Origin of the sequence: Paracoccus liaowanqingii (assembly GCF_004683865.2) — a bacterium.
Classification (GTDB): domain Bacteria; phylum Pseudomonadota; class Alphaproteobacteria; order Rhodobacterales; family Rhodobacteraceae; genus Paracoccus; species Paracoccus liaowanqingii.
Genome location: NZ_CP040763.1, coordinates 127509 through 150201, shown reverse-complemented (window position 1 = coordinate 150201; position 22693 = coordinate 127509). Strand labels below are relative to the sequence as shown.

At 58.2% G+C, this 22693-nt stretch carries 24 protein-coding genes and 3 pseudogenes; 17 read left to right on the top strand and 10 right to left on the bottom strand.

The features are described 5' to 3' along the window. Positions 1-7: 7 nt before the first annotated feature. The gene (locus E4191_RS20450) at positions 8-769 is read right to left on the bottom strand and encodes a hypothetical protein (protein WP_139616208.1); all 762 of its coding nucleotides are present in this window, start codon (positions 767-769) and stop codon (positions 8-10) included. A gap of 20 nt (positions 770-789) precedes the next feature. On the opposite strand from E4191_RS20450, the gene E4191_RS20445 reads away from it, so the two are divergent. The 3 genes from E4191_RS20445 to E4191_RS20435 are packed head-to-tail and all read left to right on the top strand — an operon-like array spanning position 790 to position 3244. Further along, positions 790-1818 (top strand): ABC transporter substrate-binding protein, encoded by a 1029-nt coding sequence (locus E4191_RS20445; RefSeq protein WP_228461888.1) that lies wholly within the window; start codon positions 790-792, stop codon positions 1816-1818. Further along, positions 1815-2393 carry a type II secretion system protein GspJ gene (locus tag E4191_RS20440; protein WP_135816579.1) on the top strand — a complete coding sequence of 193 codons (579 nt, stop codon included), beginning with the start codon at positions 1815-1817 and terminating at the stop codon, positions 2391-2393. The genes E4191_RS20445 and E4191_RS20440 overlap by 4 nt, the downstream gene beginning before the upstream one ends. Beyond that, positions 2393-3244 (top strand): type II secretion system minor pseudopilin, encoded by an 852-nt coding sequence (locus E4191_RS20435; RefSeq protein WP_228461871.1) that lies wholly within the window; start codon positions 2393-2395, stop codon positions 3242-3244. The genes E4191_RS20440 and E4191_RS20435 overlap by 1 nt, the downstream gene beginning before the upstream one ends. A gap of 62 nt (positions 3245-3306) precedes the next feature. On the opposite strand, the gene E4191_RS20430 is transcribed toward E4191_RS20435, so the two are convergent. After that, the gene (locus E4191_RS20430; RefSeq protein WP_135816577.1) at positions 3307-3531 is read right to left on the bottom strand and encodes a hypothetical protein; all 225 of its coding nucleotides are present in this window, start codon (positions 3529-3531) and stop codon (positions 3307-3309) included. A gap of 9 nt (positions 3532-3540) precedes the next feature. Further along, complete coding sequence (locus E4191_RS20425; RefSeq protein ID WP_135816598.1) at positions 3541-5178, bottom strand: DUF4331 domain-containing protein; 1638 nt, start codon at positions 5176-5178, stop codon at positions 3541-3543. Positions 5179-5410: 232 nt separating this feature from the next. Between E4191_RS20425 and E4191_RS20420 the strand changes: the two genes are divergently transcribed. Further along, positions 5411-5863, top strand: a complete 453-nt coding sequence (locus E4191_RS20420; RefSeq protein ID WP_135816576.1) for a prepilin peptidase — start codon at positions 5411-5413, stop codon at positions 5861-5863. 28 nt (positions 5864-5891) lie between these two features. Here the strand turns inward: E4191_RS20420 and E4191_RS20415 are convergent, their stop codons facing one another. Beyond that, on the bottom strand, positions 5892-6584 hold the full coding sequence (locus E4191_RS20415; RefSeq protein ID WP_139616206.1) for an outer membrane protein: 693 nt from the start codon (positions 6582-6584) through the stop codon (positions 5892-5894). Positions 6585-7293: 709 nt separating this feature from the next. Between E4191_RS20415 and E4191_RS20410 the strand changes: the two genes are divergently transcribed. Beyond that, positions 7294-7674, top strand: a complete 381-nt coding sequence (locus E4191_RS20410) for a hypothetical protein (RefSeq protein WP_139616205.1) — start codon at positions 7294-7296, stop codon at positions 7672-7674. Positions 7675-7843: 169 nt separating this feature from the next. Next, the gene (locus tag E4191_RS20405; protein WP_407947097.1) at positions 7844-8872 is read left to right on the top strand and encodes an alpha/beta hydrolase; all 1029 of its coding nucleotides are present in this window, start codon (positions 7844-7846) and stop codon (positions 8870-8872) included. 415 nt (positions 8873-9287) lie between these two features. Here the strand turns inward: E4191_RS20405 and E4191_RS20400 are convergent, their stop codons facing one another. Both E4191_RS20400 and E4191_RS20395 read right to left on the bottom strand, forming a co-directional pair. Then, on the bottom strand, positions 9288-9716 hold the full coding sequence (locus E4191_RS20400) for a type II toxin-antitoxin system VapC family toxin (protein WP_135816573.1): 429 nt from the start codon (positions 9714-9716) through the stop codon (positions 9288-9290). Next, the gene (locus E4191_RS20395; protein WP_135816572.1) at positions 9713-9958 is read right to left on the bottom strand and encodes a FitA-like ribbon-helix-helix domain-containing protein; all 246 of its coding nucleotides are present in this window, start codon (positions 9956-9958) and stop codon (positions 9713-9715) included. The genes E4191_RS20400 and E4191_RS20395 overlap by 4 nt, the downstream gene beginning before the upstream one ends. Before the next feature lie 248 nt (positions 9959-10206). Here E4191_RS20395 and E4191_RS20390 point away from each other — a divergent pair, with 248 nt between their 5' ends. From E4191_RS20390 to E4191_RS24365, 5 genes and pseudogenes are all read left to right on the top strand, one after another. Further along, positions 10207-10776: a recombinase family protein gene (locus E4191_RS20390; protein ID WP_139616204.1), complete on the top strand. Its 570-nt coding sequence runs from the start codon at positions 10207-10209 to the stop codon at positions 10774-10776. Positions 10777-10968: 192 nt separating this feature from the next. Further along, positions 10969-11415, top strand: coding sequence for a GNAT family N-acetyltransferase (locus tag E4191_RS20385; RefSeq protein WP_139616203.1), 447 nt, complete (start codon positions 10969-10971; stop codon positions 11413-11415). Between the two features lie 221 nt (positions 11416-11636). Further along, positions 11637-12703 (top strand): IS630 family transposase gene (locus E4191_RS20380; protein WP_139616284.1). Its coding sequence is split into 2 segments (ribosomal slippage): positions 11637-12123 and positions 12123-12703, totalling 1068 coding nucleotides; the frame shifts between segments, so codons are not numbered across the junction. A 220-nt stretch (positions 12704-12923) separates the two neighbouring features. After that, positions 12924-13292, top strand: a pseudogene (locus E4191_RS20375) (arsenic resistance protein); the annotation flags it as partial. After that, positions 13289-13366, top strand: a pseudogene (locus E4191_RS24365) (arsenate reductase (glutaredoxin)); the annotation flags it as partial. The pseudogenes E4191_RS20375 and E4191_RS24365, both read left to right, overlap by 4 nt. 166 nt (positions 13367-13532) lie before the next feature. On the opposite strand, the pseudogene E4191_RS20365 reads toward E4191_RS24365, so the two are convergent. From E4191_RS20365 to E4191_RS24640, 3 genes and pseudogenes are all read right to left on the bottom strand, one after another. Beyond that, positions 13533-14732, bottom strand: a pseudogene (locus E4191_RS20365) (IS701 family transposase). Positions 14733-14812: 80 nt separating this feature from the next. After that, positions 14813-15019: a transposase gene (locus E4191_RS24645; protein ID WP_269436684.1), complete on the bottom strand. Its 207-nt coding sequence runs from the start codon at positions 15017-15019 to the stop codon at positions 14813-14815. 1 nt (position 15020) lies between these two features. Next, positions 15021-15368 (bottom strand): transposase, encoded by a 348-nt coding sequence (locus E4191_RS24640; protein WP_407947096.1) that lies wholly within the window; start codon positions 15366-15368, stop codon positions 15021-15023. A 327-nt stretch (positions 15369-15695) separates the two neighbouring features. On the opposite strand from E4191_RS24640, the gene E4191_RS20350 reads away from it, so the two are divergent. From E4191_RS20350 to E4191_RS20325, 6 genes are all read left to right on the top strand, one after another. Then, positions 15696-16400 carry a hypothetical protein gene (locus E4191_RS20350; protein WP_139616200.1) on the top strand — a complete coding sequence of 235 codons (705 nt, stop codon included), beginning with the start codon at positions 15696-15698 and terminating at the stop codon, positions 16398-16400. Positions 16401-16411: 11 nt separating this feature from the next. After that, positions 16412-17341: an NAD-dependent epimerase/dehydratase family protein gene (locus tag E4191_RS20345; RefSeq protein WP_139616199.1), complete on the top strand. Its 930-nt coding sequence runs from the start codon at positions 16412-16414 to the stop codon at positions 17339-17341. Then, positions 17320-17967 (top strand): Crp/Fnr family transcriptional regulator, encoded by a 648-nt coding sequence (locus tag E4191_RS20340; RefSeq protein WP_135819075.1) that lies wholly within the window; start codon positions 17320-17322, stop codon positions 17965-17967. Before E4191_RS20345 ends, E4191_RS20340 begins: the two co-directional genes overlap by 22 nt. A 185-nt stretch (positions 17968-18152) precedes the next feature. After that, positions 18153-18677: a DUF3291 domain-containing protein gene (locus E4191_RS20335; RefSeq protein WP_139616198.1), complete on the top strand. Its 525-nt coding sequence runs from the start codon at positions 18153-18155 to the stop codon at positions 18675-18677. 366 nt (positions 18678-19043) lie between these two features. After that, positions 19044-19760 carry a Crp/Fnr family transcriptional regulator gene (locus tag E4191_RS20330; RefSeq protein ID WP_139616197.1) on the top strand — a complete coding sequence of 239 codons (717 nt, stop codon included), beginning with the start codon at positions 19044-19046 and terminating at the stop codon, positions 19758-19760. Positions 19761-20577: 817 nt separating this feature from the next. Next, positions 20578-21504, top strand: a complete 927-nt coding sequence (locus E4191_RS20325; RefSeq protein WP_139616196.1) for a sensor domain-containing diguanylate cyclase — start codon at positions 20578-20580, stop codon at positions 21502-21504. 563 nt (positions 21505-22067) lie between these two features. Here E4191_RS20325 and E4191_RS24935 read toward each other — a convergent pair. Beyond that, complete coding sequence (locus E4191_RS24935) at positions 22068-22364, bottom strand: DUF6812 domain-containing protein (RefSeq protein ID WP_407947095.1); 297 nt, start codon at positions 22362-22364, stop codon at positions 22068-22070. Positions 22365-22693 lie beyond the last annotated feature (329 nt).

Below are 22693 nucleotides of genomic sequence, written 5' to 3'. Positions count from 1 at the left end.
CGGCGCCTCAAGGCAGGATGGCCGACAGCGGCAGCTCTATCTCGCTATCGGATGTGGCGGGCATGCCGGGAACCAGCCGGGCACCCGCCGCATGTACCCGCAAGATCAGTCTGTTCTGATCGGTCAGCGTGGCGGTGGCAAACGGAGTGTCGGGCGCGCTTTGCGCCGCCAGCACGCCCTGCACGCCATCCTCGACTCCGTTCAGCGTGGCTATCAGCGCGGGTACCGGCACGCCGCTGACGCTGCCGTCCAGCCGGGCACAGCTTCCTGGCCCAGTCCGCAGCCCGCCCGACGCATCACGCGCAGCACCCGCCTGACGGACCGCCAGATCATCGAAGCTGGCCGTCAGATCGCAGCCGATCGCCAGACCGGGCATCAGCTGTGTGACCATCGGCCACCCCACGGTACCACTGAGCGCACGCAGGGTGTATTTCCCCGGCAGGAGCGACACGCGGCCCCGCAGGTCCGCCCCCAGCCCGATCGCAGTCACATCGAATGTCGGCGAAAAGGCCAGCAAGCTACGTCCCGCATTGATCCGCCATTCCGCGCGATACCCCTGTGGCAGATCCGCGGCCCCCGCCAACGCCCTGCCAGATACCACCGCCTCGCCCAAAGGCAGGTTTGCGTGATGCACCACCACCCGCGCTGGCATATACCAGACAAGACCAACGCTCAGCGCGATGATTCCAAGGAGGACCACCGATGACGACAGAACAACCGTCCGCAGCCGCGATTTCCCGTCGGACCTTGTGTCGATCGCTTCTGGCATCCTGGTCTCTTCCCTTGATTGTGCCGCTGGCGGCCTGCGGCGGCGGCGCGCTTGGCGCGCGGGGGTCGGGTGTGGGCGGGCGTGATGCGGCGCTGTTGCTGCCCCTGTCGGGATCGCTGTCTGCTGTCGGCCAAAATATGGGGCGGGCGGCGTCGCTTGTCACGCAGGGACTTGATCCGTCCGCCGCGCCTGCGGTCTTTGACACCGCCGACACGCCTGACGGTGCCGCAGAGGCCGCGCGCCGGGCGCTGGCCGGGGGCGCCCGGATACTAATGGGGCCGTTGCGGGGCAATCAGACGCCTGCGGTTCTGGCGGTGGCGGGTGGGGTGCCGGTGGTGACGTTTTCCAATGACGACACGTTGGGCGCGCAAGGCGCGTTCGTCATGGGCGTCACACCGGCGCAATCGGTCTCGACAATGTTCAGCTATGCCCGCGCGCAGGGGTTGACGCGGATCGCACTGGTAGCGCGCAACACGCCGCTTGGGGTCGCCTCGATCGCATCCGCGGGGGGCATCGCCCGGGGTGGCGGCATCACGTTGACTGCGACGCTGCTGCGCGACCCCGAACAGGGGGGGCTGATCGATGCGATCCGCGCTGCAAGCGGAGGCACCTTGCCGCAAGCAGTTTTCCTGCCCGATGGGGGCGCGACCCTGACAGCGTTTGCCCGACAGCTGCAAGGCAGTGGCATGCAGGTGTTGGGATCGGTCCAATGGGGCGTGTCGGATGCGGCGGCCGACCCGAACCTCTCCGGGGCTTGGTTTGCCGCTGCCCCACCCAACCTGTTTCAGCCGTTTTCGGACCAGTTTCAGGCGGCTTTCGGCGAGGCGCCGGGCATCATCGCGGCCCTGGGGTATGATGCGGCACTGATCGCCGTCGGCATGGGCAATTCGGGCGAGCTGAACCGAAAAGGCCTGTTGCGGCAGGCGGGCTTTACCGGTGCTTTGGGTAATTTCCGCTTTGTCGAAGATGGCCGCTGTCAGCGCGACCTGACCGTGCTGGGCATTGTGGGTGGCGGTATCGAGGCCTTGGGCGAGATTACCGGCACGTGACGCGCCCCACCCTGCGATCTGCCACGGCAGGGGTCACGCTGGTCGAGGTGCTGGTGGCGCTGGTCCTGTTCGCGCTGATCGGCGGTGCGGGGTTCGGGATGCTGGACCAGATCCTGCGCACCCAGGCAGGAACCGAGGGACGGCTGGAGCGTCTGGCCCAGATCCAGCGCGGAATGTACCTTCTTTCCACCGATTTCAGGCAGGCGCGGTCCGGCACACTGTCCTGGCAGGATGGCGAAGCAGGGCCGGTCCTGTCAGTTGGGCGCAGTGCGGCCGAAACGGGCGCGGGCTGGATCACCCTGACCTATCAGGTGCAGGAGGGGGTGTTGCTGCGCGATGTCGCCTCGGCCGGCGGCGACCCGGTGGCGCGCCAGTCTTTGTTGAGCGATGTGGCGGGAATTGCTTGGCAATTCTATGATCCGGGCGTGGGATGGGTGGATCAGTGGCCGCCGCCGCGCGCGGTCGCGGTGTTGTCGCAGCGCCCGCCCAACCCGGTGGCGGTGGCCGCTATCATCACCCTGGCCGACGACAGGCAACTGCGCCGCGTCGCCACCCTGCCCTCCGAGCCGCGCTGATGGCGGCCCGCGACCCGCAGGATGGCGTCGTGCTGATCAACGTGCTGGTCACCCTGGCGCTGGCATCTTCGGTTCTCTACGCAATGATCAGCCTTTCGGATCTGTCGATCACCCGCAGCCAGAGGTTCAGCGATGCCGGTCAGGCACAGGCCCTCATCGCCGCCGGGGAGGCCAGTCTGATCTCCGCTCTGACCCGCGACATGGCGGAGGCACCCCAGACCGACAACCTGTCCGAGCCTTGGGCGCAGGTCGCACAGGACCCCATCGCCATCGCGCAGGGCAGCTTTTCGCTGTCCATCCAGGATGCACAATCGCGCATCAACCTGAACAGCAACGCGATGCGCGGTGCGCTTGGGGCGCAGGTCCTGACCCGGGTGGGCGCAGCGCTGGATCTGCCCGCCGACGTGGCGGCGCGGGTGGTCGCGCGGCTGGCGCAACAGCAAGTGCTGGATCGGCTTGGCGACCTGACCGCCGAGGCAGGGCTCACCCCGCAGGAAGTGGCCCAACTGTCGGATTTTCTGACCGTATTGCCCAATTCGACGGATGTGAACCTGAACACTGCGCCGCCGCACGTCATCGGCGTGCTGACCGACAATCCGGTCCAGGCCGCGACTCTGATCGCGACCCGCGACCGCAATGGTCTGCTAACACCGCAGGACGTAGTGAATGCTCGGCTTATCCTGCCGCCAGGAGCAGGCTTCACCTCAAGTTGGTTCGGGGTCACGGTCAGCGTGCAAGTTGGCCAGACCGTCCAGCAATCGACCGCACTGATCCAGCGGGCGACCGGGCCGGGTGACCGCCCAAGCGTCGCCGTTGTCGCACGCGAAACGCCGTTCCGCGGCAGGCCCTGACCCGCATGCGAAAAAGGGCGGCCGCGATGTGCGGCCGCCCCGTGTCAGATGTGCCGGTGCGATCAGATGTCGATCGGCTCGGCGGTAAAGTTCGGGCCATTGACGCCGCGGAAGATGATCGCCAGATCCTCTTTCGGTTCGTCCACGGGCTGGGCGTTGAACGCCGCGGCAAAGGCCGGACCGAACTGGGTCTGGGCATTGCCGAACGTCCCGTCCGATCCGTCGCAGGCCGCAAGCACGGCCAGCGCAAGACCCAGTCCCGACAGCAGTTTGACGTGTCTGGTCATGTCCTGTCCTTAGTTGTTGGGCGAGCCGGGGATCGGCGCGTTCAGATAGGGGAAGGCATTCTGCAGTTCGGCGGCGGTGATCGGTGCGCCATCGGTAAAGGGCACATTACCCACGGCCGCATCCTCGGGCTCGCAGATGCCCAAGTTGACCAGATCGCTTGGCGTGCCTTGGACCGCACCCGGAATGCCCAGTTCGGCACCCAAGGGCAGCGGATGGCACAGGGCACCCATCACGACGCGCAGGGCGATGTCCACGGTGTCGTCGGCAGGACGGCGACCGTTCGGAAAGCCCGCCAAATCCTCGGCCACGACGCCAAAGGCGTTCTGCTGGGCGCGCGGCGTTGCCGGGATGGCGGTGTTCAGGCGCATCATTTCCGACGGGGTGACGGTGGCCAACTGGTTCACGCCCGGGAAGCCGGTCAGGAACGCGGTGACCAGGTCGGTCCGCGGTAGGTTAGTGGGTGCCAGGTTCTCTATATCGGTGCCCAAGGTCGCGTTGACCGCATCGCGGAACAGCAGGTTCAGCAGCGCGGGCAGCGTCGGGTTGGTAACATAGGTTGCGAGTGCGGAATCCTGCGTCGGCTGTGCAGCGTTGAACAGGTTCTTGTCGGGCAGGCCGATGACGACTTCGTTGACCAGCGGCGCGGACAGGCGCGAGACCTGAACGAACGCGCCACCCTGCGACGCGGTGCCGTTATAGGTCGGCGACGGGTCCAGCAGGCGGGCCTGCGGCAGGCTGGCGGTGGTCCAGCCGCCAATGACGCCATTGCCCTCGCCGGTCAGACACGAGATTGGCAGCTCCATCGCGATTGAGGTCACGTTGGCCTTGTCGACCAGGTCGTCGTTCGCACGGTCTTGGGTGATGCCGCCCGGGAATGGGGTCGCAGTGGAATATTGCGGCCAGGTAGGATTGGCCGCGCCCTGGATCGGGACAAGGTTTACCAAATCGAAGATCTCGCCCAGATTGACGGCAAAAGCTTCAGCGCGCTGGCCGACGAACACGCGGCCTTGGCCGGTGCAGCCAGGAACGCGGATCGGATAAATATGGGCATTGGCATAGGCCGCATAATCCGGGATCGTCTTGTTGCCAATATTATCGATCGGTTTGACGAACCGCGCAGAGTCGTTGCCGCCCCGGGTGATTGGCGTGCGTGTGCCGCTGCGGCGGTCGCCTTGTACCATCGTCACGGTATACGACTCGGTCTCGTTGATGTTGGGATCATTCGGCCGGTTGCCTAACTGACCTGCCTGGCGCAGGGGGATGGCGACGTCCTGATCGCCCACCCGCAGCGTGATTCCGTTGCCTTCGTTCGCCAGCGCGCTGTCGAAGCTGAACTGAAAGGTCAGATCCTCGACCGCATCTCCAGTGTTGTCGATATGGATCTCGTAGATTGCATCGTTGTCCAGCGCGAAATAGTTCGGACCGCCATAGGGGGCCTGAACCGGGTTATAGTTCGCGATCAAGGTCACGAAATCCTCGCGTCCAGGCTCGTAGCTGCGGAACATGTAGAAGTCGGTCGCATCGACGCGCGGCATGCCCGCAGTTGCCGGGGCCTCGCGGTGGCTGGACGCAAAGGCGACGGGCGCTGTCAGGACCACTGACCCTGCCAGTATCGTGCTTAGGGTATAACGGGAAAGAGACGTCATCTTATCCTCCATTCAGATGACCTAACGGTCACCGGGCAAACAATAGATACCAGTCGATCAATAAGGCATTGCCGGATGCGGACAGACTTTAGCGATCCATGACGGGCAAAGTGCGTCCAAGCCATTCACGCACCATGTCACAGCAAGTTGCGTCGTGGTTGAAAAAAAGTGAATCGACGAGAATGTGATCTCTGTAGCTTTCGCCTGTTTCGGTGCCGCGCTAGCGTTGCGCATGCTGATCACATTCTGCCTGCTGGCCACGTTGCTGGCCATCGCCGTGACCGACGTCCGACACCGGCGTATTCCTGACATGTTAAGTTTGCCGCTGATCGCTGCGGGACTGGCCCTGGCGGCGGGGCAGGTCTGGTTGGGCGCACCATCGCAGGTGCTGAACGACCGGGTAATCGGGGCGGCAGTGGGCTATCTAATCTTTGCCGCTATCGGCAGCGCTTTTTTCCGGCTGCGCGGCACCGAGGGGTTGGGTCTTGGCGACGCTAAATTGCTGGCGGCGGCGGGGGCTTGGTTAGGTTGGCAAATGCTGCCAGCGCTGGTCCTGATCGCGGCTGTCGGTGGCCTGGCGCAGGTCGGAGTTCAGGCCCTGCGGTCACGAAACCCTGACGGAACATTGGCCTTTGGCCCATGGCTGGCCCTTGGATTTTCGGTCTTGTGGGTCTTTGCGACGTGACCGGGCCGTTGCCCGGTCACGTCAGGGCTCAGAAGCGATAGTTCACGCCCATTCTGATCTCGTTCAGATCGACGCTGATCTGGTCATCTGCACCCGCAACGTCGCCAAAGTCGGTATAGCTATATTCGCCATATCCCGAGAAGTTGCCCATGAAGCGTCGCTCAACCCCGATACCAGCTGTGACACCTTCGATGTCGCCCTCGCCGCCATCCGGGCCGCTGATTTCCAGCTTTGCGGTGCTGTAGCCCAGCAACGCGTAAGGCAACCAGGGCCCTGTCGCATAGCCTACGCGACCGAACACGCGGCCCACCTCAGATAGGGTAGCAGTCGGGTCGCTCAGGGTGACGGCAGTGTCGGCATCTTCCAGCCCGCTATCTCTGTCACCAAGAGAATAATCGCCCCCAAGGCCAAACACAAATTGGCCGCGCTGCCAGTCATAGCCGCCGCGAAGACCGCCTGTCAGCCCGTCGGGTTTAAACAGGGTACGGCCGATGCCCAACGCATCCGTCTGCAATGCCAGAATGTCCTGCGCTTCGATCTCGGCTGTTCCATAGCCAAGATTGCCGCCGACATATCCGCCCGCCCAGTCAAGCGGCGCCATGACAGAAACGGACTCAATCGAGATGGGCTGATCGATGACGGGCACCGTCAGCCCCCCTGCCCATGCCGGAGCGCCGGCAAGTGTCGCTAGCGCAGTAAAAACACGTGTCTGATGTTTCATGCCTTGATCCTTAACCCCTGCATTTCATATGCCCGCTATTAGGTGACGCTCTTGAAAGAGGCTTAAATGGCCTAACCCGCATGACCTTTGGAAAATTAAGAGCAACCATAGCACAAGCCGAAAAAAAAGCACAACGCTGCAAGCGGTCATGACAATGTCAGTATCTGGCTGGACACCCATATGGCCGCAGGCGGGTTGCGGGCCAATGTTGTTCGATTGATAACGCACTGAGGGACTGCCGTATCTTCAGCCTAATGGTGTCGGCCACCATTCCCCAGGTTGGGTGCGCTCGAAACAGCTGCTTGCTCCATGGTCTCGCCGCCGCGTTCTTCAGGGCGGCATTCATTCAGATATCTGAGAACAGGCGCAAATTGCCACTTTTCACCCTGCAGATTAGAACCGAACAATGGTGCAGAGTGTTTAAAAATTTCCCTGGCACTGACAGAATAGCATCTGAGTTGAGCATGCCCTGTGCTGTGAAACTTCCAAGAAGATCGAACTCGGTGTCGTTCCAGATGAACGGTCCCATCTCTCCTCTCCGAAAGGCTGGCCGCCCGACAGGCTTCGATCGGCGCGTCGTTCTTGAAACGGCCATGGATCTGCTGTGGGATGGCCGCTCTAGGCGACCCCCATTGGAGATCTGATCGACCGCATGGGTTTGAGCCGGTCAAGCTTCTACGCTGCATTCGGGTCAAAGCGAGCGGTCCTTTTGGAAGCACTGGACCTGTATTCGCAGCATTGTATCCGGTTGCTGAGGGATATCGCGCAAAGTCCACGGGACGCGCGAGGAAAGCTTCAAGAGGTGGTTCACCAAATCGCCCATGTCGACGAAGGCCGCGGGTGCTTAATGGTGAACGTGGTCACGGAACGGGGGCGCCACGATCCCGATGTGCGCAAGATCGCCGCCAATCACCATAGTGCGTTGATGGGCCTCATGACTGCCGTGCTTCAGGACGCGGGGGAGCCGGATGCGATCCTTAGGGCGCGCGTGTTGATTTCCGGCGCCTACGGGGCATCTCTCATGATGTCCTCAGGGCTGTCCAGAGAAGAGGTCCGGGATTTGTTGAACAAGCTTGTGGATGGCAACTAGGCGGGAACCTTTCCAGCATAATCGGGGTTTGCAAATTGTGGAATTACGGTTCCAAAAAATGCAAACAGGCTCGCTGATTTCCGTAATGCGTGATGCATTGGAGAAGGTTTGCACCTTCCCCAAAGATATCGACGCGGTGGCGGGCGACCCCCAGGAACAGAGAACTCAAATGACCTTTCCCTTGCGCACGATGACTGCCGGGCTTGCCTTGTCCGCGTTGATGCCCTTGACGGCCGGAGCCCAGGACGCCCCGGTGCTGTCGCCAGATACGCAGGCCTTCATCGACAGCTTGGCCGGTGCCCCTGCCGTCAACACGCTTCCGCCGGAAGAGGCCCGCCAGGTCCTGATCGACACCCAGACCGGCGCGGACGTCGAGATGCCGGACGCGATGGTGGAAGAGATGACGTTGCCGATCGGCCCGACTGGTGAGGTGACCGTTCATGTGGTCCGCCCCGCAGGCAGCGAAGGCGAGACGCTTCCCGGTGTGGTCTACTTTCACGGCGGCGGCTGGATCCTGGGCAATTTCACGACGCATGAGCGGCTGATGCGCGATCTGGCGAACAAGACCGAGGCGGCATTCGTCTTTGTCGAATATGCGCCGGCCCCCGAGCAGAAGCACCCCGTCCAATTGCAGCAGGACTTTGCCGTTCTGCAACACGTGGCCGAGAACGCGGCGGACATGGGCATTGACGCGAACCAGCTGGCCCTTGCCGGGGATTCGGTCGGCGGCCAGATGGTAGCCGTCGTTGCCCAAATGGCCAAGGCTGAGGGAGGCCCAGAGCTGGACTCCATGGCATTGCTGTATCCGGTCACCACCGCGGACCTGACCAGCCCGTCATACGACCAGTTCGCCGAGGGTCCTTGGCTTACCAAGGCAATGATGGAATGGTTCTGGGACGCCTACCTGCCCGAAGGCGTGGATGCGGCCGATCCAATGATCTCGCCGCTGAATCACGCGGTCGAGGACCTGCAGGACCTGCCCCCGGCACTGGTCATCACCGATGCCAATGACGTGCTGCGTGATGAAGGCGAAGCCTTTGCCGCGAAGCTTGTCCAGGCTGGTGTGCCGACCGAGGCGACGCGGTATCACTTCACCCTGCACGATTTTATGATGCTGAACCCGATCGCGGAAACCCCCGCTGCCATGGCTGCGGTCGATCAGACAGCCCGGTTCCTGCGCGATCACTTCACCGAGTAACCACCATCGCGCTAAGCGAAAGCCCTGTCTGACATCCGGCAGGCCCGCGACAGCCTGTCCCAACAGGATCGGGACAGTCTTTCGTGGGCCTGCTTCTGACCTGCTTCCCTCCGAAGCCTCGTTATGAGGCAGCTTTGTTCAGGTTTTAGTCTTTGAATCGCCCGTGACAGCGTGTCTCGACACGGATGACGACGGTGGAGCTGCAAGAAAAAAGAGCGATTTTCTTGCGATCCCCATGTGCAGCGCTAAATGACCCTTGAGACGCGAAAAAACCCATTGTGGAAATCAACGTTAGATTGGTGGGTATTGATTGTCTTTCTTTGTAAAGTCTGGTGGATTATGTGGCCGTGTCCAAGTTGAAGCAGGTCAGATGGTTACGGGGTGGATCATCGCGCAGAGGCGGCCTGCCCCCTATTCACGGTTGGTATTCCCAGGGATTGATGACGCCGACACCCATGGCCTGAAAGGGTGCGGTGTCGCGGGTGGCGATACTGGCAGCCTGCTGTGCTGCAACGATGGCCCCGATCTGTCCGTCGGCGTGGCCTATGGAGACGCCCCGCTCTCGGGCCCTTGAGACGCGCATGGCATAAAAGAGCGATGCCGCTCCGTCATAAGGAAGGATGCGTCCGGCAAAATCGTCCTGCAGCATCGCTTCGATCGTCCCGACAAGGCGAGTCTTCCTATCTCCGGTAGGCAAGATGAACGCTCCGAACAACAGTTCCTCGGCCGTGATGGCGGTCACGTAAAGATTGCCCGGCTCCTGTGCGTCAAGCCAAGCCATGACGTTCGGGTCCGGCGCAGGCCGCTGGACCTCCGACAGAACGTTCGTGTCCAAGATGATCATGAGAAGTCAGCAGCGTCACCAACAACCTTGTCGCGTGGTCGGCTCAGCTCATCACCGATCACGCCCATGTCCTGGAACCGGGACCGAAGCCTCTGCCCGAAACCTCCTGTGTGGCGCGCGACGTAGGCGTTGACCAAAATCGCACGGACCTCTGCTTCAAGGCTTCGCCGGTTGCTCAATGCCTGCTCCCGAAGGTGATCGTGGATCTCGTCAGGCAGGTTTCGGATCATCATGTTTCCCATGTCAGTCTTCCCCATGATAACATTATCCGCCAGGTGATATCGCAAGCTTTTGGTGATGTCAAAGAACGTATGGTGATATCGCTATTCTGTCTGATCAGATGTCCATCAAACGGACGTTTTCCGGACGCATCTGAAAGTTGTCCATGAACAAGGTTTGAAATGAGTATTCGGACAACTTGATTACTGGATGAGTTTGTGGACATTTGCGGGAGTCAGGCGCTCAAAACTGCACTGTGCAAGGAAATACGATGTCACTCGTAGGGTACGCGCGGGTCTCCACCTCCGAACAGGATCTCGCCCTTCAACTCGACGCGCTAAAGGCTGCAGGCGCGACGCGCATCTTTGAGGATCGTGGGGTGTCTGGAGCCAAGGCGGAACGCCCTGGATTGAATGCGGCACTCTCCTTCCTTCGGGAGGGTGACACGCTCGTCGTCTGGAAGCTCGATCGGCTTGGCCGGTCGATGACCCATCTGCTGCAGACCGTGGCCGAACTTGAAGGCAGGGGGGTGGGCTTTCGGTCCCTGACCGAGACCATCGATACCACCACCCCGACCGGGCGGCTTGTGTTCCACCTGTTCGGAGCCCTTGGTCAGTTCGAGCGTGATTTGATCCGCGAGCGAACTGGCGCAGGCTTGAAAGCTGCCGCGGCACGAGGGCGGAATGGGGGTCGTCCCATTGCCCTTACCGCTGAGAAGGTCGCACGTGCCCGTCAGCTGATCGCGTCCGGCCTCAACGTGCGCGAGGCCGCCACCCGCGTGAAGGTCAGCAAGTCTGCCTTCTATTTGGCTCTGAAAGACAGTTCAGCGCTGGCTGGATGACCGACGTTCCTCCTTGGCGCGCGGCAACCAGTCGCAAGGCGGGGACAATTGAATTGGGTGCGGCGACCTCGATCGCATAGAAAGCAGACTATCACAGGACATGAACAGATCGACGCGAGGAGCCCACTGCGGTCATTGCTGTGGACGTCCTGACAACTCAATATCGTCTCTGCTGTATCTCAGGAGGGCGACATGATCCGGCAGGCCACGGCCCACGATGAAGTGCAGATTAGGGAATGCGCTGAAAAGGCGTATGAGCGGTATGTTCAACTGATCGGACGAAAACCGACACCGATGGTCGCTGACTTTGCTACTCAGATCGCTGACGGCGACGTGTTCGTTGCGATAGATGACCAAGGCGGATTTCAGGGCTTTATCGTTTTTTATGCCGAAGAAAGGCATATTCTTCTCGAGAGTGTAGCTGTCCTTCCTCGTGCAGCTGGGCGCGGTGTAGGGAAGGAACTCGTCAATTTCTGTGAGAATGCCGCGCGAGAACGGGGTCTAGGTGCCGTTAAGCTCTACACAAACGAGAAGATGACCGAAAACCTATCGATCTACCCAAAGCTTGGATATGCCGAAGTGGGCCGCCACTCCGAGGACGGCTTCAACCGAGTTTACTTCGAAAAGGTGCTCACCTAGCAACAGCAGCTCCGTCCCGCATCGCAAACGGATGAAGGCGGCGGCTGAGGGGCTGCTATGCGGACGAAGCAGCCACTGGCAATCATATCACTCGATGCAGCAAGGCAAACTTTACGTCCGCGCCTCGATGGCTATCTTATACCAACAGCCCTGATCTCTGACTCGTGCGGGATCCCCTTCGCCCTGAAAATCTGAATCATTGCCATCAAGAGATGGAGGTTCTGATGGCGATTGAGATCACTCGAACGGATATGTCGACAAGCGAGCTTCGGGCGGCGGCGGCGCGCACAAAGGATGCAAAAGCGGTGCGGCGGATTTTGGCGATCGCTTTTGTTCTGGAGGGCGCGGATCGCAAGACGGCGGCGGAGGCCTGCGGCATGGATCGGCAGACCCTGCGCGATTGGGTTCATCGCTACAACGCCGAGGGGATCGCCGGTCTGTCGAACCGGTATTCGGCAGGCCCGTCGCCACTCCTGAACTCTGAGCAGAAAGCGGAACTTGCCCGGATGGTCCGTGAAGGGCCTGACCTTGAGGCCGATGGGGTGGTCCGCTGGCGCTGCGTCGATCTCAAGTGCAAGATCGAAGATCACTTCGGCGTGGCCATGCACGAGCGGACGGTCGGCAAACAGCTGGCGGCCCTTGGCTTTCGCCGCCTGTCGGTGCGCCCACAGCACCCCAAATCCGACCCGTTGGCACAGGAGGCATTTAAAAAAACTTTGCCGCGACGGTAAAGGCCGCCCTACCGGAGACGGCGCACGGGAAGCCATTGGAGGTGTGGTTTCAGGATGAAGCCAGAGTGGGCCAGCAGGGGACGCTCACCCGGACCTGGGCCGAGTGCGGAACCCGACCTCGTGCGCCGCGCGACACCCGCTACAAATGGGCCTATATCTTCGGCGCCGTCTGTCCATCGCGCGCCACGACCGCGGCACTTGTCATGCCACGTGCCGATACCTCGGCCATGAACGCTCATCTCGCTGAAATCGCAAAAACCGTCGCGTCGGGCGCCCATGCCGTGCTCGTCATGGACGGCGCCGGCTGGCATAACTCCAGTGCTCTACGCATCCCCGACAACATCACCATCGTGACGCTTCCGCCCTATGCGCCCGAGCTGAACCCGGTTGAGAACATCTGGGCCTATCTGCGCGCAAACTGCCTCGCCATCACCGTCTTTGACACCTACGCAGACATCGTCGACCGATGCTGCAACGCGTGGAACGCCTTCGCAAACGACCCCGAGCGCGTCCGATCAATTGCTACGCGTGAATACGCAAAAGCGGTCAATGCTTAGGGCCGTTGGTATAACATGCCCCTGCGGCGGTTCCAGCCAGTGAAAGACGGGCCGGGAAACGGCACCCAATGCACATCAGCATCAGCCCGTAGTTCTGGCGGCACTGTTGCATGGCTGAGAACAAACTTCTGAAAGACGTGGAGCGATGCAAGCTTCGTTTGAAGAAAGGAAGCGCCGAATGAGCAAGATTTTCGCAATCGCCGCTCTGTGTTGCGCGCTGGTGACCGGCCTGATCGCCACCGTGGCAATCTTGTTCGACCTGCAGGGCGAGGCCATCATCGACCGCCCCCTGATCATCGCGCTGATCGCCGTGCCGATCATCATCCAGAGCTATGGCATCTTTGCGCTAGCCTATGGCGCAGCCTTCGTGATGAAGGTTCCGCACCGCATCGCCGCTCCCTGAGCGATGATCGGCACGTGCAATTTCTTCGAGCTGGCCGTAGCGGTAGCGATCAGCCTGTTCGGTCTTAATTCCGGCGCGGCTTTGGCCACGGTTGTCGGCGTGCTGGTCGAGGTTCCGGTCATGCTGACCCTGGTGGCATTCGCCAACCACACCCGTGCCCACTTTCCAGAAAGAACAGCGCTGTGATCGTCGTTCACCACAACCCTGATTGCGGCACGTCGCGCAACGTATTGGCCATCATCCGTGCCTCAGGCACCCAATACTACAGTTGCATATAACGCTGGCTTCTGCGGTGTGAGACTGCCGCGTTCAACTGGTGTCGGCATCGCCATCTGGACCAGGTCCGGATAAAGGCAATCGCGGGCACTGGCCTCAGAAGCAGCTTCGAGATCAGCCTGCGTATTTCGGAGGTCGTGAGGGTATTCTTCAAGCGTGCAACCGTGCCTTCAGAGCTGGAACCGGACTCCTTTCGTTCTGTTTTTCAAAGGCCGCACGTCGTTGATCGGCAGCGAGTTTCGCCAGGAAGGCAGCGGCGGCCATGACGAGGCTCATGTGGCGATGCCAGCCGTGCCAGGAACGGGCCTCGCAATGGTCCAGTCCGAGATCATCCTTTGCGCGCAGGAAGCATTCTTCAATCGTCCAGCGCTATCCGGCCGCTGCGGCGAGGTCTGCGAGTGAGCTATCGGCCGAAGCATGAGCGAAGTAGTACGTAACCGCCTGAGGGTCGCTCAGGCTGCATCGTGCCAGCACCCACCGTGCAAAGCCTTTGCGGGTTATACCTCCAAGCGGAATACGTGCCCATCTGTACAGGCGCATCCCTTTCGTGCCTTCGCCCGCAGGCAGGGCCTGCCATGCATCGGCGGAAAGCTCACCAATCATTGTCGCAGGATCGGTTTCCAGAAGCCCGGCCTCTTGAAAGAACCGCAGCCTGTGATTGGACCTTATCGCCAAGACATAGGCCTGTGCTCGGTCTTCCAGCATGCGCCGGAAGCGCCGGTCAGACCCATAGACGGAGTCCGCCAGCACGAAAGCGCAAGGCGTGCCTTCATCCAGCAGCCGCGCAATCATCTCGCGCGCCAGGGCGGGCTTGGTTGCAAACTCGATATCCTCCGGAACCTGCGCCTTGTTGCGTCGCACGGGATCCTCGGCCCAGTTCTTCGGCAAATAAAGCTGCCTGTCGATCAGACTGTGGCCCCATCGGCTGGCATAGGCGACAAACACACCGATCTGGCAATTCTCGATCCGCCCCGCTGTGCCCGAATACTGGCGGCCTACACCGACTGAATGGGTGCCTTTCTTCAAAAATCCAGTCTCATCGACCACCAGAACGCCATCAGGATCTGCAAGTGCATCCATCGCATAGCCGCGAACCCGTTGGCCAAAACCGTCTGCCGACCACCGAGATCGGCCCAGCAACGACTGAATACGGTAAGGCTGCGATAAACCAGCTTCCTCGGAAAGCATCCAGCCGGTTTTACGCTCTGCACCGGACAGCAATCCATCAATGAAGGCGGCTGCAGAGGCACGCTGTTCAGAGCGCCCGAAGGAAGGCGCAAGAAAAGCTTTCAGCTCATCAAGCTTGTCAGCCCAATCTTCAAGACATCCTGCCCAATCCGAGATCGACATGAGCCCTCCCCCCATTCTCGCAGGACGACTGAATCAAACATCGAATTCATATGCAACTGTAGTACTAAAGCCGGTTGCACTCAATCAACCTCATACCCTGCGGCTTTGAAGTAGCTGTAGCACTCCTCGTCGGAAAACACGTTGCAGACTTGGCCGACCGCGGCCCATCGCTGATCGTAGGTCCGTGCGGCAGCTTTTCTGACAAGAGCCTTGAGCTTGGCAAATGCCATTTCAATCGGATTGAGATCGGGGCTGTATGGCGGCAGGAACAAGAACCACGCGCCGATATCATGCAGTGCAGCCGCAGCAGGCAGGGCTCTTGTGGCTGGAGAGGTTGTCCAGAATGACGACGTCGCCGGCCCGGAGCGTCGGGACCAGTTGAGTTTTGATATAAAGTTCGAACATCTCAGCGTTCATCGCCCCGTCGCTCACCCAAGGCGCGTCCAGCCTGTCATGGCGCAGCGCTGCAATGAAGGTCTGGCTCCGCCAATGTCCAAACGGCGCATGATCCACGAAACGTTGCCCGCAAGGCGACCAGCCGGTGGTCTTGGTCATGTTGGTCTTGAGCCCGGTCTCATCAAGAAAGCCAGCCGCTCCAGATGGTTGGCCATGAAAGGTTGGCGCCTCGCGATCCAGATATGACGCAGGCCAGCAACATCTTGGCGCTTCTGTTCAAGCGCCTGCAGGGCTTCTTTTGTGTGTCAATCCAAGCCCGCGCAACATCCGCCAGACAGTGGCACGGTGGGCGGTGATCCTGTTGGCAATCTTGCCGTCGAGTATCGTCGCTGTATTGACGCTGCCGCTGGCAGGTGGCTGGGCGGGATTGACCCTGTTCACTCTAGCGCGCGCGTCAGATGGCCTTCCGCCGCGGTGACGATCTTACCCCACATCAATGACCGGAGCGCTCTCCGGTCACACAATTCCAATGGCACGTCAGTCACCCTATTCTAAAGGAGCAAAACTATGACCCAAGCACTCAGATTACATCCGTCTGACATCCGCAGCGGTGTGACCGGGACTGTCGGTCTCATCCTTCTGCAATTTGCAGCAATGTGGGGCGCCTTCTTCATCCTTGCCCCCTCGATCAACTGGCCCGCATCGCTTGACGAACCACCTGCGATCATCTTGCCACTGATTCTGGACCAGTCAGGCGCGGTCTTCGCCGGCTACCTCAGCTACCTCATTCACGCCTTAGCCCTTATCCCCTTGGCGATCCTGCTGCGGGATGCTTTGAGCCTTGATGGCACGATGGGACAGGCCGTCATCACACTCGGGGTCTTGGCGGGATTTGCCAAGGCGCTCGGTATCACCCGGTGGCTTTTCCTGATGCCTGGTTTGGCAACAGCCTACACTGACCCTGCGGCCTCCGGAGCCACGCAGGATGCCATCGCAGTCGTCTACGAGGCGTTCAATGCTTACGCGGGTGGCGTGGGTGAGTTGATGGGTGTTGGCTTTTTTTCGGCTGTCTGGACGATCGTGATCTCGGTCGCTGCTTTGCGCCAGGGCTGGACGCTGATCGGCTATACCGGCTTCGGGGCTGCGGCGCTGCTGTTGTCCACCTTGCTGTCAGTTGTCGGGATCGAGTCGCCCCTCATGCTGACTCTTTCGGGCATTCTGTGGCAATTCTGGACTGTTGCGTTGGCCGTCACCATCTGGCGCAAAGCGTGAGGGCGGCTGAAATGACCAAGCAAGCTCATTCTGTCATTCTCGGGGCTGGGCCCATGGGCCGCGCCATTGCACAAACCTTGGCCGCGAAAGGTGGGAACGTTACTGTCATCACACGTGACGGCCGCACCATAGGGGCTGGCATCGGCAGCGCGCAAGCGGACCTGTCAAACGCAGAGCAAACCATTGCTGCATGCGCGGGGGCAGATGCGATCTACCACTGCGCGGCCCCGCCCTATCACAAGTGGGTTGCGGCATTTCCGGCCCTGCAGGCGGCAGCGGTCGCTGCCACCGAGGCAACAGGCGCCGTGCTTGTCGCCGTTGAGAACCTCTATGGCTATGGCGTGGCCGGAACCCTGACAGAAGACATGCCGCTGAGCGCCACAACCCGCAAAGGCGCGTTACGGGCGCGGTTATCGCGAGAGCTCCTGGCGGCGCATGCGTCCGGCCGCGCCAAATGCGTCGCGGGTCGGGCGACCGACTTCTTCGGCCCCGGTGTGCACGCGTCTGCCTTGGGGGGCCGGTTCTGGTCCGCGCTTTTGGCAGGCAAGGCTGTCGATTGGGCCGGGAATCCGGATGCGCCGCACAGCTTTGCGTATCTACCCGACCTTGCTGCAGCCTATGTGACGCTTGCGCAGACACCGCTTGCATGGGGTCGGGCCTGGCATCTGCCAGCCTTGCCGCCGGTCAGTGTGCGGGAGATTTGTCAGATGGCGACACCTGACGGTGACGCGCCAACAAAGATCCGGAGCACGCCCTCATGGCTTTTGCGGATTGTGGGTTTGTTTCAACCTGCTGCCGGCGAGCTGGTCGAAATGCGCTACATGTTCGACAATTCCTTTGTCGTCGATCAGACACAATTTGATCAGACCTTCGGGCGGCAAGATCGGGATTGGGGCACGGCCCTGAAGGAGACCTTGGCGTGGTGGGACGCACAAACATAGAAACCGGCAAAGTGACGCGGGAGACCGCGCTTGCGGCCTTTTCATACAGGTTGAAGACCGCTGTTGCGCCGCTGGTGCCCTGCGCCGCCGCGATGGAGCGGCTGCATCGCGGAGCGCGTCATCGTATTTTGTCCAAAGGCGATCACATTTTGCGTGCGGGTACTGTCGCCGATGAAGTATTTTTCGTCCATCAGGGGTTGCTGCGCTACTACTTCAATGACCCAAACGACGGCGGACAAGAACGCACGGGCCAGTTCTTTGACGAAGGGATCGTCGTCACGGACGCCGAGAGCTTTCTGGCTCGCGTTCCTGCAAAGCAGAACTTTGAGGCGCTGGAAACCAGTTCTATTATTGTTCTGCCTCGCACGGTCTTAAACGCGGGCTACGACGCCGACCACGCCATCGACCGGTTTGGGCGGCTAATGCTGGAAGAGGCCCTTGTCGGCTCGCAACGCCGGGCTAGCCGTTTGCTGACCCTGCAACCCGAAGATCGCTATCGCCTCTTTGTCGAAACGCGGCCCGAAATAGCCCGCCGGGTCCCGCAATACCTGATTGCAAGCTACCTTGGTCTGACGCCTGAAAGCCTCTCCCGCATCCGGCGACGTATTGCGGGACAGGTCGGTTAGAACTCATACGAACAAACAGTTAAATGATGAAAACGGACACTAAGTTCTGACAGAGAACGACAGCTAATAATTGTCCCGCATAGCGGACGCTAGTGTCGGGACCGGGCATCGACCCAAGGAGCCCATTTCAGCTATCGGCCGATTCTGTTATTTCGAAGAAGACTTTCACCAGTCGAGATACTCAGATGGCACTGGCACTCTACACATTTGGCATGTTCGCTGCCCTGGCAGAGGGCCCAGCCAATGACGGTTTCCGGAAGCTCAACGACCAAATCTTCGAGTTAGTTGATCAGGCCGAAAGCCTCATCGCTCGGTCTGGATATGCGTCTGACCCGGGTCCAAGTCCTTGGGGTCTTGAGGTGTATGCCCGGTTCTATTGTGAAACATGTGATGATTGGTCCCCGGCGACGCTTTCCCTCTGGACCAACATGGAGTCGTTGTTTTCGTTCACCTACTTTGGCCTGCACGCCGCCGCACTCAGACGCGGTCGGGAATGGTTCCAAAGGCCACAATGGCCGCTTCTGGTAATGTGGTGGCATACTGGACAGGGCTATCCGACCTGGGCCGAGGGCGTCATGCGGCACGAACATCTACACGATAATGGTGCCTCACCAGCAGCATTCGATTTCAAGCAACCGTTTGATGAGACTAGAGCTCCGACGAAGCTTGATAGAGCACGCTCCAAAAAACTTCGCGCAAGCCGCGCTTGACCGGGCAGCTTCGTCCGCATAGCCACCCGTCGCGCACCTGCCGCTACCGATCAAGAGCGTCTTCAGTTTTATACTTTTATTTTTTTGCGAATCTTAACTTGATAAAGCTTCGAACTTCCACCAAGCCTTGGTGCATTCTAGAGCTGAGCGACCCGAATTTGAATAGTTGGATGATAATTTCAAAGAAAATTAAAGAATAAGTACTTTCGCTAATAAAGGACGTTTACTTGCAGGGAGGTGCGGTAACGTACCAAAATATGCCATGCAATATTTCTATGATTAGGTTAGTTGTAGCTAAGCGGCTCTCACCTCGACTGCGGGGCGTATAAAGAAACACCGCGCAAAATTTTTCCAGAAGAGGGCAGCATGCCAAAACAATTGCCCCGATTCGAAGGGCGCAACACTCTTCTGTCCACACTTTCCCTTGAAGATCAGGCTTTGACTTCGCCTTATACCTCTAAGTTCTCGCTTCATCGGGGAATGATACTTGAAACTCCACAAAGGGCGGTGGAATGTCTTCTTTTCCCAACGTCCGGAGTCGTATCAGTTGCTGTCTCCTCAGAACACCTAATGTGCACCATTGAGACTGGACTTTTTGGATTTGAAGGTATGTCAGGCGCTTCTGTTTTACTGAATGCGAAGGTGCCATCAACCTATCTATATGTTCGAATTTCGGGAAGTGCTGCAAAAATCGATACCACGGCGTACAAAGGCTTGGTAAGAGAAAGCTGGACAATACAACGACACTTCCTAAAATTTACTCAATCTTTAATCACGCAAACGGCCTACAATGCATATGCAAGCAGATTTGACAATATTGAAAGACGGCTCGCCCGGTTGCTCCTGATGTGTCACGATAGGGTGCTCTCCGACCGAATAGATATAACCCATCAACTCCTATCTAAAATACTGGCAGTTCGGCGATCCGGCGTTACGGTGGCGACCCTAGCACTGGTGGGCAAGGGCTTAATACATGCAGAGCGAGGTGAAATTCATATCGTCGATCGCAGTGGATTAGAGAATTTGGTGGGGAATAGTTACGGCCCGCCTGAGGGCGAGTATAATAAATTGTTTAAGTTTTGAATGGTCATCGATTTTGCGCACATACTCTATATCGCAAACGATATTAAAATGTTTTAATAAAATTGGAATGACAGGCTGTCCCTTACTGGGTCTGCCAGCACGTTTCGGTGATTAAAGCCAAGCCTTCCAGCAGTTCAGTGATTCGCGCAACGCCGAGGTACTCAAGCCCATTTTCGGTGCTCAAACGGGCGAACCAGACCTAAGTACACTATGGGTGAAGTCACCATCGCTAAAGTTCACTGTCATCGAAAGGACGCATGGGGAGGACTCTGAGCCAGGTCATCCGGCGCTCGAAAGATGGCATGACAATCAAGATCCCCGCGCTGACAGACGCACTAGTAACTTGGAAGGATGTCCGAGCCTCGACCTCGACCTCCATAATGCGCTCAGCAGTGATCGCCAACATTTTAAGCACGAGTTAGCCATCTGCCTGCTCTCAGCCAGTTCGATCAGCGCCATTCCATCGCTGGTCATCGTCATCTTTATTGTCCCTTCCAGATGTCGCAACCGGAATATACTCCGGAGGGGAGCGGTAGCCGCCGGCGTCTCCCCCACGGCCGCGCGCTGCACTACACTACATTAAGGAGACTCTGCGCGGCCTCCGACACTACCACCGGGGATCCTGCCGAACCGTGCGGGGCAACTTGGCATCATGCTATCGCAAAGCATGTTGCAAGACACGACCTCATTGGTTTCGCCAATCGAGCGACGATGAACTGGAGGTGCAAAAAAAATAGGAAAAAACGCGGAAATAAAAAGAGTTGTCTGCAAGTCAAGGTTGTGTCAAGGATAGGCATTCTCCTGCAGGATAATACAAATGTCGGCAATTGAAAGATTCTTGCGCCAGAGAAACTGGAACATACTTTCAGAACTCATTTTTCACTCCGAAGATCTAATCGCCGCTTTTGACATGAATTATAGATTGCTACTGGCAAATCCTGCGTACTGCCAAGCATACTATTGTGATCCAAACACCGAAAATCACTGGCAAGATATTATGCGCTTAAATTACGAGCAGAAGCGCGGACCAGTTGTGGAGACCGATGATATTGAGGCGTGGCTCATAGAGGCTTTGGCGCGCCGTGCAGTTTTAAAATATCGGTCATTCGAAGCTGAACTTCATGGTGGAAAGTGGATATGGATAACGGAAACAGTCTCCCCCGAAGGAGTGACGCTCTTTTATGCTACCGATATTTCAACAGTTCGCACGTCTAGCCGGAAGCTCCGCTTGGAGCGAGATGCAGCGCGCCGTGCTTCCTGGACAGATCCCCTTACCGGAGTTCCTAACCGACGCTACATCATGGATCGGCTGGAAGAGTGGCATGAAAAGCAATCATGCCAAGCTGAGTTCGGTGAACATGTCCTCGCAGTCGTTGATCTTGATAAATTCAAACGAATTAACGATCTCTACGGGCATGATGTGGGAGATGAAGTCTTATGCTCATTTAGTCAAAATGTGGTAAAGCATATTCGACCCTTTGATCTATTTGGGCGGATTGGAGGGGAAGAGTTCCTATTTTTTATGCCCAACTGCTCGCCTGACATTGCACGACATCGCCTCAGTATGTTTCAATCAATGGCCTTGAATCCCAAACAGGGATCCAAAGATCTTTCCATAGTATACACGTTTTCGGGTGGGGTGGTTAGCATTTGCAAAGACGAAGATATTCATTATTCAATCAGGGAAGCGGACAAATTGCTCTACCGTGCTAAAGCAGAGGGGCGTGTTCGCATTCTTTGCTAAGGAACTATTGTAGCTAAACGACAAAACCAAAGAGCGCGGGAGCCTATCTTGTTTCAAGGCCAACAAAGGCACTGATATACAGTTATAAAAATGCGCCTACTTCCAGAAAAAGTCATCGACCAGACGATTTACCATATAAGCACTGAAAGGCGCTTGGTTCATAGCGTCTTCGATTAACTAAAGCGTAATTAACGCCTCTTTGGTGAGTGACAATGATCTCTTGTGCGTTCGGTAGGCCAAACGAAGGTAAGTTTAACAGATATCCGTCAGCACCTCTTCGCCCTCGGGAGATCGGTGATATCTGCATTTACCAACCTATCGCTGGCTGGGCCGTCATTTTATCTTTGAAACCAGGCGCACTGCTCATTCGCGTATGAAGAGTTGGCGCCAGAAAAATTATCCAGTAAGTCCTGACCTCTGCGCACTTCCCCAGAAAACGCGCCAGACCGATAATTTTCTTGGATCCCCAGACCATCCGATCTGAGCGAAAATCTCTTTAAATTTTAAGGCGCCTAAAACATAAACCGTATTTGATACGCTTTATATAGTACGCTATAGGTTCCTTAGTCTAATTCCCTCATTTCTCCAGATCTACGGTCTAGCGCATTCAAATCTACTTCAGGATAGGCATCTGGTATTTTTTCGATATTTTTCCGTGTTGCCAAGGCAATTTTTGTAACGGTATTTTTATTGATCAGAATAACCCCTTCCCGAGTCTCCACTGGAAAAAATAGCCTTGCGTCGCAGAGCATGTCCAAAACTCGCTGATCCTGTCGCACGTGAACGATACCTAAGACAACGTCGCTTTCTCCAGCTAAGTGGATTTGAACAGGAAGTCGGAACTTGTGTATACGTTGCAATATGTGAAACCTCGTTTAATCGTAATACGACGGCATGATGCCGTCGCGACTTTTATTCAATAACTTATAACTATTTTCTTAGCGTCACAAGCAGGAGTATGACTGTGCGGGCGGTCCAAATGGATCTGGATGCTTCTTTATTATATTGCAATCCAAATAAAGAAACCTAGATAGGATTTTTCTCTTCAGCTATTATGCTTGCAAGTCCAGAAGGCCTTCGTATCCACTTTCCGGCTTTATGTCTAGAATTTTATTACTACTGCGATATTTGATATGGCATTCCAGTATCAGGAAACGCTTTGCTCCACTACATGAGGTCGAGATGCTGG